At 65.1% G+C, this 15,877-nt stretch carries 21 protein-coding genes and 1 tRNA gene; 10 read left to right on the forward strand and 12 right to left on the reverse strand.

What is annotated here, in order from left to right; genetic code table 11:
* Positions 1-39: 39 nt before the first annotated feature.
* Positions 40-1,086, forward strand: a complete 1,047-nt coding sequence (locus tag KZ498_RS02770) for a PAS domain-containing sensor histidine kinase (protein ID WP_312616625.1) — start codon at positions 40-42, stop codon at positions 1,084-1,086.
* An 11-nt stretch (positions 1,087-1,097) separates the two neighbouring features.
* On the opposite strand, the gene KZ498_RS02775 is transcribed toward KZ498_RS02770, so the two are convergent.
* The 7 genes from KZ498_RS02775 to KZ498_RS02805 all read right to left on the reverse strand — a co-directional run bounded on the left by KZ498_RS02775 (position 1,098) and on the right by KZ498_RS02805 (position 6,792).
* A complete protein-coding gene (locus KZ498_RS02775) occupies positions 1,098-1,334 on the reverse strand; it encodes a hypothetical protein (RefSeq protein WP_137683516.1) in 237 nt (78 codons plus the stop codon).
* Between the two features lie 38 nt (positions 1,335-1,372).
* Entirely contained in the window at positions 1,373-1,783 is a 411-nt protein-coding gene (locus KZ498_RS02780) for an SCP2 sterol-binding domain-containing protein (protein ID WP_312616630.1), read from the reverse strand.
* Positions 1,784-1,888: 105 nt separating this feature from the next.
* The gene (locus tag KZ498_RS02785) at positions 1,889-2,611 is read right to left on the reverse strand and encodes an ABC transporter ATP-binding protein (RefSeq protein ID WP_312616631.1); all 723 of its coding nucleotides are present in this window, start codon (positions 2,609-2,611) and stop codon (positions 1,889-1,891) included.
* Complete coding sequence (locus KZ498_RS02790) at positions 2,608-3,420, reverse strand: ABC transporter ATP-binding protein (protein WP_312616633.1); 813 nt, start codon at positions 3,418-3,420, stop codon at positions 2,608-2,610. Before KZ498_RS02790 ends, KZ498_RS02785 begins: the two co-directional genes overlap by 4 nt.
* Positions 3,413-4,522, reverse strand: a complete 1,110-nt coding sequence (locus KZ498_RS02795; protein WP_312616635.1) for a branched-chain amino acid ABC transporter permease — start codon at positions 4,520-4,522, stop codon at positions 3,413-3,415. The genes KZ498_RS02790 and KZ498_RS02795 overlap by 8 nt, the downstream gene beginning before the upstream one ends.
* Complete coding sequence (locus tag KZ498_RS02800; protein WP_312616637.1) at positions 4,519-5,436, reverse strand: branched-chain amino acid ABC transporter permease; 918 nt, start codon at positions 5,434-5,436, stop codon at positions 4,519-4,521. Before KZ498_RS02800 ends, KZ498_RS02795 begins: the two co-directional genes overlap by 4 nt.
* Before the next feature lie 30 nt (positions 5,437-5,466).
* The gene (locus KZ498_RS02805; protein WP_312616639.1) at positions 5,467-6,792 is read right to left on the reverse strand and encodes an ABC transporter substrate-binding protein; all 1,326 of its coding nucleotides are present in this window, start codon (positions 6,790-6,792) and stop codon (positions 5,467-5,469) included.
* A 189-nt stretch (positions 6,793-6,981) separates the two neighbouring features.
* On the opposite strand from KZ498_RS02805, the gene KZ498_RS02810 reads away from it, so the two are divergent.
* Both KZ498_RS02810 and KZ498_RS02815 read left to right on the forward strand, forming a co-directional pair.
* On the forward strand, positions 6,982-7,242 hold the full coding sequence (locus tag KZ498_RS02810) for a hypothetical protein (protein WP_312616641.1): 261 nt from the start codon (positions 6,982-6,984) through the stop codon (positions 7,240-7,242).
* Between the two features lie 164 nt (positions 7,243-7,406).
* Complete coding sequence (locus KZ498_RS02815) at positions 7,407-8,243, forward strand: proline dehydrogenase family protein (RefSeq protein ID WP_312616642.1); 837 nt, start codon at positions 7,407-7,409, stop codon at positions 8,241-8,243.
* Here the strand turns inward: KZ498_RS02815 and KZ498_RS02820 are convergent.
* Complete coding sequence (locus KZ498_RS02820) at positions 8,240-8,956, reverse strand: helix-turn-helix domain-containing protein (RefSeq protein ID WP_312616644.1); 717 nt, start codon at positions 8,954-8,956, stop codon at positions 8,240-8,242. The genes KZ498_RS02815 and KZ498_RS02820 overlap by 4 nt on opposite strands.
* 188 nt (positions 8,957-9,144) lie before the next feature.
* On the opposite strand from KZ498_RS02820, the gene KZ498_RS02825 reads away from it, so the two are divergent.
* The 7 genes from KZ498_RS02825 to KZ498_RS02855 all read left to right on the forward strand — a co-directional run bounded on the left by KZ498_RS02825 (position 9,145) and on the right by KZ498_RS02855 (position 14,639).
* The gene (locus KZ498_RS02825; RefSeq protein ID WP_312616646.1) at positions 9,145-10,668 is read left to right on the forward strand and encodes an aldehyde dehydrogenase family protein; all 1,524 of its coding nucleotides are present in this window, start codon (positions 9,145-9,147) and stop codon (positions 10,666-10,668) included.
* Entirely contained in the window at positions 10,661-10,786 is a 126-nt protein-coding gene (locus KZ498_RS02830) for a hypothetical protein (protein WP_312616648.1), read from the forward strand. The genes KZ498_RS02825 and KZ498_RS02830 overlap by 8 nt, the downstream gene beginning before the upstream one ends.
* A gap of 126 nt (positions 10,787-10,912) precedes the next feature.
* Positions 10,913-11,200, forward strand: coding sequence for a translation initiation factor eIF-1A (eif1A, locus tag KZ498_RS02835; RefSeq protein WP_004516096.1), 288 nt, complete (start codon positions 10,913-10,915; stop codon positions 11,198-11,200).
* A gap of 41 nt (positions 11,201-11,241) precedes the next feature.
* On the forward strand, positions 11,242-12,177 hold the full coding sequence (rio1, locus tag KZ498_RS02840) for a serine/threonine-protein kinase Rio1 (protein WP_312616651.1): 936 nt from the start codon (positions 11,242-11,244) through the stop codon (positions 12,175-12,177).
* A 221-nt stretch (positions 12,178-12,398) separates the two neighbouring features.
* Positions 12,399-13,436: a PAS domain-containing sensor histidine kinase gene (locus tag KZ498_RS02845; RefSeq protein ID WP_312616653.1), complete on the forward strand. Its 1,038-nt coding sequence runs from the start codon at positions 12,399-12,401 to the stop codon at positions 13,434-13,436.
* Between the two features lie 92 nt (positions 13,437-13,528).
* Entirely contained in the window at positions 13,529-14,077 is a 549-nt protein-coding gene (locus KZ498_RS02850; protein WP_004516100.1) for a pre-rRNA-processing protein PNO1, read from the forward strand.
* Positions 14,078-14,198: 121 nt separating this feature from the next.
* A complete protein-coding gene (locus KZ498_RS02855; protein WP_312616656.1) occupies positions 14,199-14,639 on the forward strand; it encodes an acyl-CoA thioesterase in 441 nt (146 codons plus the stop codon).
* Between the two features lie 44 nt (positions 14,640-14,683).
* Here KZ498_RS02855 and KZ498_RS02860 read toward each other — a convergent pair whose 3' ends face one another.
* The 4 genes from KZ498_RS02860 to KZ498_RS02875 form a co-directional block, all read right to left on the reverse strand.
* Positions 14,684-14,959, reverse strand: coding sequence for a hypothetical protein (locus KZ498_RS02860; protein WP_312616657.1), 276 nt, complete (start codon positions 14,957-14,959; stop codon positions 14,684-14,686).
* Complete coding sequence (locus KZ498_RS02865; protein ID WP_312616658.1) at positions 14,956-15,195, reverse strand: hypothetical protein; 240 nt, start codon at positions 15,193-15,195, stop codon at positions 14,956-14,958. The genes KZ498_RS02860 and KZ498_RS02865 overlap by 4 nt, the downstream gene beginning before the upstream one ends.
* 74 nt (positions 15,196-15,269) lie before the next feature.
* Positions 15,270-15,509: a hypothetical protein gene (locus KZ498_RS02870; protein WP_312616659.1), complete on the reverse strand. Its 240-nt coding sequence runs from the start codon at positions 15,507-15,509 to the stop codon at positions 15,270-15,272.
* 235 nt (positions 15,510-15,744) lie between these two features.
* Positions 15,745-15,816: transfer RNA gene (locus KZ498_RS02875), tRNA-Thr, on the reverse strand.
* Positions 15,817-15,877 lie beyond the last annotated feature (61 nt).

Raw genomic sequence — 15,877 nt, forward strand, 5'->3', positions numbered from 1 at the left:
GTACTGAGCAGTTATGCCCTTCGAGTGCCTCTCTGTCGCATGGAAGACCGGTGTCGTGTTCTGGCGGCCGCGCTCGAGACGGTCGACGATGTCTTCTACGTCTACGACGCGGACGGCCAGCTCGCCTACTGGAACGCCCGGCTGAACGAACTGTTCGACATGACAGACGGCGACCTGTCCGGCGCGGACCCGCCCGAGTTCTTCGTCGAGGACGACCGTCCAGCCGTCGAAGCCGCTATCGAGGAGATGTTCGATTCGGGGCAGACGACCGTCGAAGCGCGGGCCGAGACGACGGAAGGGGTGGTCACCTTCGAGCTCAGCGGCCGGCTCCTCACGGCAGACGACGGCACAGTCCAGGGGTTCAGCGGTGTCGGCCGCGACATCACCGACCGGCTCGAGCGGGAGTGGCATCTCCAGCGACAGAACGAGCGGCTCACGGAGTTCGCCGACCTCCTGGCACACGACCTGCGGACGCCGCTTGCCGTCACCAGCGGCCACCTCGAACTCGCTGCCCGAGAGCTGTCGGCCGAACGCATCGAAGCCGCCAGAGACGGGCTGGGGCGGTTAGAGGCAATCATCGACGACATGCGGACCGCGACCAGGGAAGGGGCGTTGGCGGTGGACGAACAGACCATCGATATCGCCGACGCGGCAACAACGGCGTGGAACCACGTCGAGACCGGCAATGCAGTGCTTGAACCGCTGCCGTCGATACTGGTCGAGGCCGACATAGAGCGACTGCTCCGACTGTTCGAGAACGTCTTCGCCAACGCGGTGACACACGGTCCTGAACGCGACGAGTGCCCGTCTGACGAGGGAAGCGACGCCGACACTCCCGGCGTGGCAGTTCGCGTGGTGCCGACGCCCGAGGGCTTCGCGGTCGAGGACGACGGCCGGGGAATCGACCCCGACGAACGGGAGTGGGTGTTCGAGCCGGGCGCGTCGCGGGCGGCCGACGGGACCGGCTTCGGGCTCTATATCGTCAGGGCAATCGCCGAAGCCCACGGCTGGACAGTGCGTGTCACAGCAGGGGAACAGGGCGGTGCGCGGTTCGAGTTCGACGTCGCCGCGGACACCGCCTGTTAGTTGCGCCCGTGTCAGGGCATGCCGCCGCCACCGCCGCCCATCCCGCCGCCACCCATGCCGCCCATCCCGCCGCCGAGCCCGAACGCCCCCAGGAGGGTCGTGACGAGGCCGTAGACGACCAGCCCGAGGCCGCCGACGACCAGGGCGATGCCGGCGGCGACGATGGGTGCCTGCCACGCGACCAGACCGATGCCGGCGAGCAAGACGACGATGCCGGCGATACCAACCGCACCGAGTTTATCGAGCATACCCGTGTTGGTCCGGCGGGCGGACAAAAGCCCGTCGGTCAGTGCTCGAACTCGGTGTCGACGTTCTGTGCCGCCGCGACCATCTCGGCGATGGTGTCCTGGCGGCGAAGCAGCCACATCGTGTCGCCCTCGACGTCGAAGGTCCCGTCCATCGCGGCGGCGGAGATGTCCAGCTCGCCCTGCAACATGGTGACCCAGTCGCTGTAGGGGCCACGGAACGCGAAGTCGTACTCGGGGTCCGAAGCCGTTCTGGCGGCGGTGCAGACGCCGTCCTCGATGACGACGGAGAACTGTATCGGCTCGCCGGTGTAGGCGTCGTCGGTGCGGATCTCGAAGCAGAACGCGGCGGTGAAGCCGTCGGCTCGCTCGGCGAACTCGGACCGGTCGTTGATCCGGTCGCGCCACGCGGCGGCCCAGTCGTCGGCCTCGGTCGGCAGCGTCACAGTCATTGGCAGGCGGTATGCAAGGGGGGCTTTTCTGTGTTGCCTTGTCCTCTCGGGAAGCGCCGTCGTCGCGGCTCCGCGGATGAGGCGACCGATGGGGCAGAAAAGGTCTCAGCGGCGCGATTCGCCGCCGAGATACAGCCGGGACACCTCGGGGTCGTCGAGCAGCGAGTCGGCCTCGCCCTCGAACTTGACCGTCCCCTGGTCGAGGACGAACCCGCGGTCGGAGATGCCCAGCCCCTCGCGGGCGTTCTGCTCGACCATGAGGATCGACGTGCCGAGTTCGTTGACCGTCTCCACGTCGTCGAACACCTCCTTGGCGGTGTTCGGTGCCAGCCCGGCGCTTGGCTCGTCGATGAGCAACACGTCGGGCTCCATCACGAGCGCGCGAGCGAAGGCCAGCACCTGCCGCTGGCCGCCCGAGAGCGTCTTCGCGTTCGCGGTGCGCTTGTCGTCGAGGATGGGGAACCGGTCGTACAGTTCGGCGACGACCTCGTCGAGGCCGCCGTCGCGGGCGACCCCGCCCATCCGGAGGTTCTCGTCGATGGTCAGCGAGCCGAACACGTTCTCGGTCTGTGGGACGTAGCCGACGCCGATGCGGACGATGTCCTCGGGGGCCATCCCGCCGATCTCGCGGTCACCCAGACGGACGGAACCGGTCCACGGCGTCAGCATCCCGAACACCGTCTTGAGGACGGTGGACTTGCCGGCCCCGTTCGGGCCGACGAGGCAGGCGATCTCTCCCTCCCCGAGCGTCAGGGAGAGGTCGTCGAGCACCTGCACCTCGCCGTAGCCGCTGTCGACGCCGTCGACGGTGAGGATGGGGTCGGTCATTCCGACGGCCCTCCCAGGTAGGCGTCGATGACGCGCTCGTCGCTCCGGACCGCCTCGGGCGGCCCCTCGACGAGGACACTCCCCTGATTGAGGACGATAATCGGATCGGCCAGCCGCATGATGAAGTTCATGTCGTGTTCGATGATGAGGAAGGTGATGCCCTCCTCGTTGAGTTCCTCGATGAACCCGGCCAGTTTGTCGGCCAGCACGGGGTTCACGCCGGCGACGGGCTCGTCGAGCAGGAGCAGGTCGGGTTCGGCCATCATCCCGCGGGCCAGTTCGACCAGTTTCATCTGCCCGCCGGAGAGGTCCGTCGCGGGCTGGGTGGCCAGGTCGCCGATCTCGAACCGCTCGAGCATCTCCTGGGCCTGTTCCAGCGAGCGCCGTTCCTCCTGTTCGACGGTGCTACCCGAGGTGAACAGCGGAATGATCGACTCCCCAGTCTGGTCGTGCGGGCCCACCAGGAGCGCCTCCCGGACGGTCATCCCCTCCGGTTTGCGCGGCGTCTGGAACGTCCGTATCATCCCCTGGTCGGCAATCTCGTGGGGCTTCCGGCCGGTCACGTCGACGCCGTTGACCGAGACGGACCCCGCATCGGGTTCGTAGAAGCCCGACACGAGGTTGAAAAGGGTCGACTTGCCGGCCCCGTTCGGGCCGATGAGGCCCGTTATCGTGCCGCGTTCGACCTCGATGGAGGCATCGTCCGTCGCCACGAGGCCGCCAAAGCGCTTCTCCAGCCCCTCGGCGCGCAGGACCGGGTCTTCCTTCCCGAGGACGGGGCCGTCGGAGACGAGCGACTGCTCACTCATCGCGACCACCGCCCAGCGAGTCGGGCCAGATGAGTTCGCGCTCCGGTGGGAGAATCCCCTCCGGGCGGAGCCTGACGATGAAGATGATGAGGAGGCCGACCAGCATGAGCCGAAGCGGGGCAGCGCCGATAGGTAGCAGCCCGGTGTCGGTCATGAAGCGCGTCCCCTGCTGGATGGCGACGATGGTGAACCCGCCCAGCATCGCGCCGCGGTCGCTGCCGGTGCCGCCGAGGATGACGGCGACCCAGACGTAGAAGGTCGTGATCGGCTGGAGGTCCTGTGGGCTGACGAACAGCACGAGGTGGGAGTAGAACACGCCCGCAAGCGCCATGATGAGGCTCCCGATGACGAAGGCCTGCATCTTGAACGCGAACGTGTTCTTGCCCAGCGTCTCCGCGAGGTCCTCGTCGGTCCGGATCGTCCGCAGAACGCGGCCCCACGGCGACCGGTGGATGCGGCGGAGGAACAGGTAGACGGCCGCGACGATCACCGTGACGAGCACGACGTTCAGCAGGCTGGTGACGACAGACTGACTCATGTTGAACACCGGCGTCCCGCCCACATAGAAGATGTATGGGTACGTCAGGCCGCCGAGCACTGGCCAGTCGGAGAAAAACAGCGGGATACCGGTCAGGCCGGCGCTGCCCGCCGTCCACTGTGATTCGTTGAGGATGAAGATGCGCACGACCTCTGCGAGCCCCAGCGACGCGATAGCGAGGTAGTCATCGCGGAGTTTCAGCGTCGGATACCCGATAATCACTGCGAGTACTGCGGCAAGACCGAGGCCACCGAACAGCGCGACAACGGGGCTGACGCCGCCGGATATCGGCGAGCCGGACGCCGTCAGCAGCGCGGTCCCGTACGCGCCGAGGCCGAAGAAGGCCGCGACGCTGAAGTTGATCATACCACCGTAGCCCCACTGGACGTTCAGCCCCATCGAGAGGAGCATGTACATCGCCGACAGCCCGATGAGAAACAGCAGGTACGCCGGGGCGAGGAAGCCGGTGACGACCGCCAGGAGGAGGAATGCGGCGAGGGCGGCGAGCAGCCCTGCGACGCCTTTCTCCCGGGCCGAGAACGCACCGACATCGAGCGTGCTCATGTCGCATCACCCGCGATGCCGCGGGGCCTGACAAGCAGGACCGCGACCATGATGACGAACGCGACAGCCGGCGCGTATGCGTTACTGACCGGGAGCCCGATATCACCGAGCAGCGGTGTCAGCTCGTGGAGCATCCCGATGAGGAGTCCACCGAGCATCGCGCCGTACACCGAACCGATACCGCCGAGGATGACCGCGGCGAACACGACCAGCAGGATGTTGAACCCGATTCGCGGGTCGAGCTGGCTGTACAGCGCGAGGAAGACGCCGCCGGCGGCGGCCAGGGCGCTCCCGACGACCCACATCACGAGGATGACGCGGTCGGTTCGGATGCCGCTCACGCGTGCGAGGTCGGGGTTGTCAGCCGTCGCACGCATCTTCCGTCCCAGCGTCGTCCGCTGGAGCAGCAGGTGCAAGGCGACGACGAGCACCGCCGCGCTGACGATTATCGCGACGTCTCGCTGTGTCACTGCGACGTCGAGCGTGTCCAAAAGCAGCGGAATCGGTCCGCTGCGCCTGATGTCGTACTGAAGGAAGTCTGTCCCGAAGGACGCCTGTAGCACCGCGCGGTAGACGAACGCCACGCCGATGCTCGTGATGAGGAGCCCGATTGAGTCCGTATCGAGGGGCTTGTACACGAAAATATGGGTCAGGACGGCGACGACGGCCGCAAGCGCCATCCCGACTGCCAGGGACATGAAGAACCCGATCGGGAGACCGAGAACGGTGCCGCCGAGGCCGCCCAGAACGCCGAACGCGACGAATGCCCCGTAGGCACCCAGCGTCATCGTATCGCCGTGTGCGAAGTTCGCGAAGTCGGCGATGCTGTAGACCAGCGAGAGCCCGATACTCCCGAGGATGATGATACTACTGAAAACGAGCCCGTTTGCCAGGTACTGTAATATCTGCGCCATTGGTGAAAATGTGAAAGGGTTGTGGCCGCCTCAGCCCTCGATGAAGCCGCCGGATTCGTACGCGTGGTCCACGACTTCGAACACCTGCAGCAGCCCGACCGGGTCGCCGTTCTCGTCGAGGTCGATAGGACCGCTCACGCCGGTGTAGTCCACGTCCGACGGCGAGCCACCGTTGGCCAGAATCTCGTGGGCGGCCTCGTATGAGGTCGCCTCCTCACCCTCGGGTCGCGTCACGTCCCGAACCACTTCACTGAGCGCCGAGCCCGTGAACTCGTCTGCGGCCTCGATAGCGAGTGCGCTGACGACCACCGCGTCGTAGGCGTAGGCCGACCACGACGTGGGTTCCTCGCCGAAGCGCTCTTCGAACTCCGAGACGAACGCCTGGTAGTTCTCGGCGTCCTGCGGGACGCTCGGGACCACGGCCTTCATCCCGTCGAGACTGCCCTCTGGAGCCGATTCGAGGACTTTCGGTCCCTTGACGCTGTCACCGCCGTACCAGGCGGCCTGGTCTGTGACACCGAGGTCGAACGCCTCCTGGGACATCGTCGCGAACTCCGGCTGGTAGGTGATGAACACCCACGCGTCGGCGTCTGTGTTAGACATCGAGGAGATGGTGCTGCTGTAGGAGGACTGGCCCTGGTCGTGGGGTTCGTTGTAGACGATGTCCCCGTCGAATGCCTCGATGAAGGCCTCGCCGACAGACTGGCCGTAATCGTTGTTAATCCAGGCCAGGGCGGCGGACTCGTTGCCGTCCTCGTCGAGGAGCGTGGAGATCGCCTCCGCCTGTGCCTTGCCGGCCGGCGGCATCCGGAGCAGGTCCGGGAAGTTCGTCAGGTTCGGGCTGGTGCTGTTCTGACTGATCTGGACGACGTCCGTGTTCTGGACGACGCTCTCGTGGATGGCCGTGCTGACACCGCTCCCGACGGTCCCGATGAGCAGCGGGACCCCTTCCTGGTTGACCAGGGTCTGGGCCGCGCTGACCCCACCCTGACTTGTGCTCTGGTCGTCCTGCTGTGAGATAGCCAGTTCGCCGCCGCCGACGCCGACGGCGTTGACGTCGTCGAGCGCGATCTCCTTCCCGCGCTGGTTCCGCTGGCCGAACGCGGACAGCGAGCCGGAGAGGCTGTCTACCATCCCGATAGTGTAGGTTTCTGACCCGGAGTCCGTCGAGGAATCCGTCGATTCGCCATCGCCGCCATCGCCGCCATCGCCGCCGTCGCCGCCGTCGCCACCGTCGCTCCCACCACTGTCTTCGGGAGCACCGCCGGAACAGCCGGCGAGGCCGACGAGTCCGGCGCTGGCGGCGGCTTTGATTACGCTTCGCCTGTCAATCGAACGCGTGTCATGCTCGTTCATGGTATACTGATATCCTTTTTTGTAAGTCCCTGTATAACCGTGTCCCCGTCCATGGTAGGTTCCAGGTTCTGCCCGGTGTATGGGAAGCCGTAGATTAACACTTCTGAAACGCGTTCGCCGCGAAACGCACCGCTACGGCCGTGAAACGGTATTTTAACAGACACGTACACGGGAGACCCGACGCGGATTGTGCTCGATGGGAGCGATGCCACGCAGTGGAGCGAGCCCGTACCGGAACTCCGCCGAGGGGTCAACGACACCGTGTTCGGGGACCCGATAACTGGTGCGCCGGGGACGGTTACGGTGGTCGAACTCACCGCCAACGCCGACGGCGACCGGCGCTACGTGGTCTTCGCCTGCGGCTCCTCCGTTGTGGAACGGATGCGTGCGCGCGATTGGAAACAGTTCACGCCGACGGCGGCTTCGCCATCAGCGGGCGTGTCGAAGTGATCGATCCGGTGGGGTCGAGCGCAGCGCACGTCACGGTCGAGCACACGTTTTCACGGGACGGCGATACGCTGGGTCGTTTCACCACCACTTTGTTTCTCTCGCTTCCAGAGTGATTTTTTTGGTAGGGGGTGCGTTTAGGCTGATATAGTAGCGTAGATTCGGTAATGATTCCGCCGATAGCGAACAACTTCGTCGCCGGTGAGACAGCGCCGGGGGCGCTCGACCACGTCGCTTCGCTCAACGACGACGACGTCAAGGGCATCCTGAATCTGTTAGGCGAACACTACGACGAGCGCCAGCCCGCCGACGAAGACGCCGACCAGTATATCGAGCTGATCGAGGAAATCGATAGCAGCGGGCTCGACTGCTGTGTCTCGGTCAAGCCCTCGCAGATCGGCCTCGACGTCGGCGACGACGCGTTCGTCGAGAACCTCGAGCGCATCGTCGCGGCGGGCGACGACCGCGGGGTCTTCGTCTGGGTCGACATGGAGGACTACACGACGACCGACGTGACGCTTGACGCGTACGAGCGACTCGTCACGGAACACGAGGGTGGCGTCGGCGTCTGTACGCAGGCCAACCTCAAGCGCACCCCCGAGGACCTCGAACGGCTTGCCCCCCTCCCCGGGAAGGTCCGACTGGTCAAGGGTGCCTACTCGGAGCCCAAGGAGGTCTCGTACAAGAAGAAAGAGCGCGTCAACCAGGCCTACCGGGACTGTCTCGAACTGATGTTCGAGGAGTTCGAGGGCGGCATCGCCGTCGGCAGCCACGACCCGGCGATGATAGACCACGCGAAGGAACTCCACGACGAGTACGGCACAGACTACGAAGTCCAGATGCTGATGGGCGTCCGCGACGACGCCCAGCGCGAGCTCGCTGCCGAGGGCGTCCCGACCTACCAGTACATCCCCTACGGCGATAAGTGGTTCTCGTACTTCTACCGGCGTGTCCGCGAACGCAAGGAGAACGCGCTGTTCGCCGTCCGGGCTGTCCTGAGCTAGGAGTCCGGGTCGAGTAGTTTCGCCTCGGCCTTGCGGAGGTGTTCAAGTAGCGTCGTCTTCGAAACCCCAAGCTTCGACGCGAGTTCGCGCGTCGAGATGCCGCGCGGCCACGCGTAGTAATCTTCCTGTCGCGCGAGCTCGAAGGCCTCGCGCTGGCTGTCCGAGAGCCGGTCCATCCGCCGGAGCTGCTTCGGATTGCCGCCGCCGGCGGACGTGATTCGCGTGACTTCGATATCGGCTGATTGCTCCTCGCGGATCTCTTCGAGGAGTGACTCCGCCTCGTCGCGGGACTCCGGGAAAAACACCGGCCAGTGCTCGCGACCGTGACGGACGCGAACCGGGTCGTTGTGGATGAATCCCCGCGAGAGAAGGCTGTCGCTGATGGTGTTGTCCGGGTTGTACTCGACGAACAGCTCTCGGGTCGTGTTCCCCGGTGAGGACCCCGTCCCGGTCGCACCGTGTCGCTCGCGCAGTTCCAGCACCGAGTCGGTCAACGACGAGTCACGGGTCGCGCCGATGAGGTCCTCGACGTCGCTGATGCTGTCGGCGTAGGCCGTAAACAGCCCCTTGACGCTGCCGTTCTGGGTGTTGTACACGCCGTGGGCCAGCAGGCCGGCCGCCGTCTGGTCGGTGACTTCGAGCGTCCAGCAGTCCGGGTGCCAGATGCTCAGCGTCAGTTGCAGTCCGCCGTCTTCTGTTTGTGCTTCGCTCATACTGGGCGCCCTCCGTATGAAGGGGTGATAAGGGTAGCCACGATATGGACGCAGATAAAGGTGCGGTTGATAAGGGGAACACCGACCATGGTAGATAATGTCTCGTTTCGGGTGATATATCAGGTCGCGACGGACCCCTGACCATGGACGGTGGAACATATTGGTAGGGGACGCATACAGTACACACTATGAGTACAGACGACTCACGACGACACTACATCGACGGTGAATGGACGACAGGCACCGGCGACGAGACGTTCACAAGCCAGAACCCGGCAACGGGCGAGGCGCTCGCCTCGTTCCACCGCGGCACCGAGGCCGACGTCGACCGCGCACTGGCCGCGGCAGAGGACGCGTACGACGAGTGGCGCTCGCTCTCGCACATCGACCGGGCGGAGTACCTCTGGGACATCTATCACGAGCTGCGCGAGCGACACGAGGAACTCGGGGAAATCGTCACCATGGAGTGTGGCAAGGAGATCAGCGAAGGGCTGGCCGACGTAACCGAGTCCTGGCACATGGTCGAGTGGGCCGCTGGCAACGCCCGTCATCCCCACGGGGACGTGGTACCCTCCGAGATCGCCAGCAAGGACGCCTACATGCGGCGCAAACCGAAGGGCGTCGTCGGCTGTATCACCCCGTGGAACTTCCCGGTCGCCATCCCGTTCTGGCACCTCGCTGTGACGCTTGTCGAGGGCAACACCGTCGTCTGGAAGCCCGCCGAGCAGACCCCGTGGTGTGCCCACATCATCGCCGAGATGTTCGAGGACTCGGGCATCCCGGACGGCGTGTTCAACCTCGTTCAGGGCTACGGCGACGCCGGCAACGCCATCGTCGAGGACGACCGCGTCGAGACGGTGCTTTTCACCGGGAGCGCCGAGGTCGGCCACAAGATCGCCTCGAAGGTCGGCGGCGAACCCGGCAAGATCGCCGCCTGCGAGATGGGTGGCAAGAACGCCGTCGTCATCACGGAGGAAGCCGACCTCGACATCGCCGTCCACTCGGCCGTGATGTCAAGCTTCAAGACGACCGGCCAGCGCTGTGTCTCCTCGGAGCGACTCATCGTCCACGAGGACGTGTACGACGAGTTCAAGGAGCGGTTCGTCGACGTCGCCGGGGACATCGCCGTCGGCGACCCGCTCGAGGAGGACACGTTCATGGGACCGCTCATCGAGAGAGACCAGGTCGAGAAGTTCAAACGCTACAACGACCTCGCTCGCGAGGAGGGCGCGAACGTCCTCGTCGACCGCGCCGAACTCGGCGCCGAGGAGATTCCCGAGGGTCACGACGACGGCCACTGGGTCGGCCCGTTCGTCTACGAGATCGACTACGACGAGGACCTGCGTTGCATCAACGAGGAGGTGTTCGGCCCCCACGTCGCGCTGCTTGAGTACTCCGGAGACTTCGACCGCGCACTGGAGATGCACAACAGCGTCGACTACGGGCTCGCCGGCGCCATCATCTCCGAGGACTACCGCCAGATAAACCGGTTCCGCGACGAGGCAGAAATCGGCCTCTCCTACGGGAACCTCCCGTGTATCGGCGCGGAGGTCCACCTTCCCTTCGGCGGCGTCAAGAAGTCCGGTAACGGCCTCCCGAGCGGCCGCGAGGTCATCGAGGCCGTCACCGAGCGCACCGCCTGGACGCTGAACAACTCCAAGGACATCGAGATGGCACAGGGCCTGTCGGCCGACATCATCACCGATGAGTAAAGCACAGTCCCCGCCCGTCGGCTCCGTCTGTCCGCGCTGTCGCGGCGAGACGACGACCGAGAAGGGCATCGAGACCTGCACCGACTGCTCGTGGGTCGGCTGTCTCGGCGCAGACTGAGTCGTCGCCGCTGCGCCCTTTTTTATACGGCCCCAACGTCTGTCCCACACCGTGTCGGGGGCCACAGACCGCGTTCGCGGTCCAACTTTTCCAAACCTTAAACCTCTCCCCGTCGAAGTATCGACCATGAGCGACAACGACAGCAGAAAGAACCTGCGGATGCCCGAAGAGGACGAGGTGTTCGCCGTCGTCATGGACATGCTCGGCGCGAACCGCGTCAAGGTACGCTGTATGGACGGCGTCGAACGCACAGCCCGGATTCCGGGCAAGATGCAAAAGCGGATCTGGATACGCGAGGACGACGTCGTTCTCGTCGAGCCCTGGGACTGGCAAGACGAGAAAGCCGACATCACGTGGCGCTACGAGAAACAGGACGCCGACCAACTGCGCGAGGAGGGACACATACAGGAGTAGCCTGACATGTACGTGGTCGCGGGCTCGACGGAGGCACAAGCGTGACCGAGGGGCAGTTCGGCCTGCTCGACACGGACGACGTCGACTCTCCGGGCGACGAGTGGGAGGAGGTCGACGTCTCCGACACGGAAGCCGACCGGATCGCCCGCAAGCGGGACCGCGAGTTCAGCGAGTTCCGCGAGCGCATCAAGGACGCCGACCAGTTCAAGGTCGAGGCCAGCGTCTTCGACGACGCGACCTACGGCGCGCTGTACAAGCTCGTCCAGGACGGCCACATCGACGCCTTCGGCGGGCCCATCTCGACCGGCAAGGAGGCCAACGTCTACACGGCTCTTTCGGGCGACAAAGAAGTCGCCGTCAAGGTGTACCGCATCAACGCCTCCGACTTCAAGGACATGCGGGGCTATCTCGATGGCGACCCCCGCTTCGAGGGCATCGGCTCGGACAAGAAGAAGGTCGTAACCGCGTGGGTCCGCAAGGAGTCCTCGAACCTCAAACGCGCCCGGCGGGCCGGCGTCCGGACGCCGGAACCCATTGCCGTCGAGCGGAACGTCCTCGTGATGGAGTACCTGGGAACCGAGGACGGGCGGAGCAAACGTCTCAGCGAGGTCCACATCGAGAACCCGGAGACGGCCTACGAGGTCGTCAAGGAGTACACCCGCCGGCTGTACGACGCCGGCCTCGTCCACGGCGACCTCTCGGAGTACAACATCGTCTTCCACGAGGGACAGCTGTACATCATCGACCTCGGGCAGGCGGTGACCATCCACCACCCCAACGCCGACGAGTTTCTGGAACGGGACTGTCGCAACGTCGCGAACTTCTTCGCCAGACAGGGCGTCGACGCCACGCCGGAGGACCTGCTCGCGTACGTTCGTGAATACGCGACGCCGAAAGATAAGGACGACACCGCCCCGGGGAGCGACGACGACGCCGTGCCACAGGGGACGCCGGCTGACCGCCGCGACGACGAGTGAGCGGCCGGCGAGCACTGGGCCGGTGGACAGTTGGCGGTCGCTGACCGGAGCGGGGCTGTTACTCGGTTCATCACAAACCAGTGCAGCGTGAAAACCACAGCAGTTGAACTGTTACAAATGGTATATGTGGCATGGACGACGCTACATTTTTGACTCGGGCGACGCCCACCGGACAGGTAGCGGAGCGGTCGCGACCGCGGCGGCATTGGTGAGCGTGCCTGATGGACAACTCGAAATCGGGCGGACCGGAACACGCCGCGGAAGACGACGCCGAGAGGGTCTCCGAGCGGCTCGTCGGGGGCCTGTCCTCGCATGCGGTGTTCATGCTCGACGCCGATGGCATCGTCACGGCCTGGCCTGACCCGGCTGCGGCGCTGTACGGCTACGGCCGGGACGCGACCGTCGGCCACCACGTCGACATGCTGTTTGCCGACCCCGGGGAGATGGAGGTGACAGTCGACTCAGTGCTATCGGAGGCCGCGGACGGCCCCGCCGAGACACAGCACTGGCACCGGAAGGCCGACGGGTCGGTGTTCTGGGCCACGCTCTCGCTCTCGCCGCTCGAGGACGAGGGGTTTGTCGCAGTCAGCCAGGACACGACCGAGAAACACCAGTACGACAAGATGCTCGAACGCCAGAACGACCGGCTCAAGGAGTTCACCGATATCCTCGCCCACGACCTGAAGAGCCCGCTCAGCGTCATCTCCTCGCGAGTGCAACTGGCTCGGGAAACCGGTGACGAGGAACACCTCGACGCGCTCGAAGAGACGAGCGAGAGGATGGCCCGTCTGGTCGACGACCTGCTCTCGGTCGCCAGGCAGGGAAACGTCGTCACCGACCCGGAAACGACGGACGTCAAGGACGTCGTCGACACCGCCTGGGAAGGGGCCAGCGGAACCACCGAGCGAGCAAGGCTCCACTGCGAGGACATCGGCTCGGTGAGCGCCGACGCCGACCGGCTCATCGAACTGTTCGAGAACCTCTTTCAGAACGCCATCAAACACGGCGACGGCGCCGTTATCGTCCGCGTCGGTCCGCTGGACCACGGCTTCTACGTCGAGGACGACGGCCCCGGCATCCCCCACGACATCCAGGACGACGTGTTCGACCACGGCTTCACGACCGACGAGGGCGGCAGCGGCTACGGGCTCTCTATCGTCCGGACCATCGCCGGCGCCCACGGCTGGGACATCCTCGTCACCGACAGCGACACGGGCGGAGCGCGGTTCGAAATCACCGGGGTCGAATTTCTGGACTGAGGGCGCTTCCGTCGACGGAACGCCCAACATCTGTCAGTCGCGGGACTGGCGAAGTTTTAAACAGGCTGAACCTCCTACGAGGTAGTATACTTATGCAACACGTGAAGATTCCGCAGGACCGCATCGGTGTGCTGATCGGCGAGGGCGGTGAGACCATGCGCGAGATCGAGGAGCGCGCAGAGGTCCGGCTGGATATCGATTCCGAGGACGGCACGGTCAAAGTCGAGTCCGTGGGCGACCCCGTCACCGCACTCAAGGGCCCCGACATCGTGAAGGCCATCGGCCGCGGGTTCGCGCCCGACGACGCGCTGGCGCTGCTCGACGACGACATGATGATGTTCGAGCTCATCGACATCGAGGCCGCCTCCCGCAACAAGAACGACTTCCGTCGCCAGAAGGGGCGGCTCATCGGCGAAGGCGGCCGGACGCGGGAGCTGATGCAGGAACTCTCCGGCGCGGCCGTGGTCATCTACGGGTCGACGCTGGGCATCATCGGCGGGCCCGAGCAGGTCGACGCCGTTCGGGAGGCCGCCGAGATGATTCTGGACGGTGCGCCGCATGGCTCCGTCTACTCGTTCCTCGAACGCAAGCACAACGAGATGAAACACAAGGGCCTCGAATACCACCAGTTCACCGGGTAACTCCGGCAAGTGCGCTCGTTGGCCGGCGGGTCCCCGTCACGGCGAGCACGTGTGTACGCGGACGCTAACTACGTCGCGTGGAGCACCACACCGTTTTCCCCGGACACGCTCTACGGAGAGTATGCCGACCATCGCCGACACGCACATCGTCAACCGCGAGCGCGTCCAGCCGACCCACGCCAACAACTACCAGAGCGCCCACGGCGGAATCGTCATGAAGTGGATGGACGAGATCGGGGCGATGTCGGCCATGCGGGCCGCCCGAGAGTCCTGCGTGACCGCGCAGATGTCCCGGGTCGACTTCGAACGCCCGATTCCCATCGGCGACACCGCCCTCATCGAGTCATACGCCTACGCGACCGGCCGGACCAGCGTCCGGGTCCGCATCGAGGTCGCGCGAGAGGACCCACACACGGGCGAGACGGAGGAGACGACGAGCGCCTACGCTACCTTCGTCGCCATCGACGACGGGGAACCGACGCCCGTTCCCGAACTGACCGCGAAGAACGAGGAATCCAAGCGACTGCGCGAGACGGCGCTCGCCGAGGAACCGGACCGCTAGCCAGCGGGGACCGACAGCACAGCGGTAGCGGGTAACTTCCGCGCTCAGCGCTCGAGGTTCCGCGGCGCGTTGAAGTAACCGAGCATATCCAGCACCGCACCCATGATGAAGCTGATGACCGCGATGACCAGGACGAGCCCGGTGAGAAGTGTCGAAATCGGGGGCGGCAGGGTGAACTGGAACGCGGCGATGAAGACGCAGGTGACCATCCCGACGACCAGCAGGAAGGAGCCAGCGCTGGGGTCGTCACCGGTGAGGAACTCGAGTCCGGCGAGGAAGCCGGTAGCCTCTGGCGGGTCCTCAGTAACGTCTTCTGTCATTGGCCGGCCTCGGACTGAGCCGTCTCTGCGGTCCGCTGGATTATCTGCACGAGGTGTGACACCCAGAGTCCGCCGGTAAACCCGAACAGGGCGGAGACGACGACGGCTTTCGTGAGAGTGCCAAGCGGGGCCACTGCCGCTAGCAGGCAGAGTCCTCCGAAGAGGAGCATCAGTCCGTACTGGATTCTGGTATCGAGGTCGAGGCGTGTGATGGTCTGAGCGAGGGTTGAGCGCATGTGTCGATAGGGGCTGGTCGAACGGCGGCTGGTTGCGACGCGATACGACGGCAGAAACCGGCGTCAGCGCCTGTTCAGTGAGCGCCCTCTTGGAGAAGCCGTTTGATTTCGCCGAGCCTGAGGTACGCAGCGAGACCGAGGATGGTCGCGGGCCAGAGACCGATGAACTGGCCCCGCTGTTTGTCGCCGCGGACGTAGTAGAAATACAGCGCCAGGGCGACGGACGCGACAGACGCCAGAGCAGCGGGACCCACGCGGCGGCCGCTCTCGTCCTGCGATACCGCGTCTGCCGTCTCGTCGTGTGTGGTACTCACATGCAAACTTAGGTTTACAGCGGCATATCCCTTTGGAAAAGGTCATCAGAACTGGAGGTTCCGGAGGGTTCCGCTTCGGTACCGTTTCGGGAGGGCAACCGCCGCTATGGTCTGAGCTGACCAGAGTGAGGGCCCTCGTGACGGTCGTCGTCCAGGGATTCAAATTCCGCTCCCGTGTCACACGCTCACGGGAGTCGCGCAGAGATGGAACTCCGCGCAGATAGTTCGCGTGAGAAGCCTAGGCCGGAATTTGAATCCGGGGTCTCGTCCTTACCAAGGACGCGCTTTACCGCTAAGCTACCCAGGCACGCATCAGTGTGTATCCGGCAATTGTCTAAAGTCGTTTCGATTCGGGGCCGGTGTGCCGG

The sequence above is a fragment of the Haloarcula sp. 1CSR25-25 genome (assembly GCF_032027985.1).
Taxonomy (GTDB): domain Archaea; phylum Halobacteriota; class Halobacteria; order Halobacteriales; family Haloarculaceae; genus Haloarcula.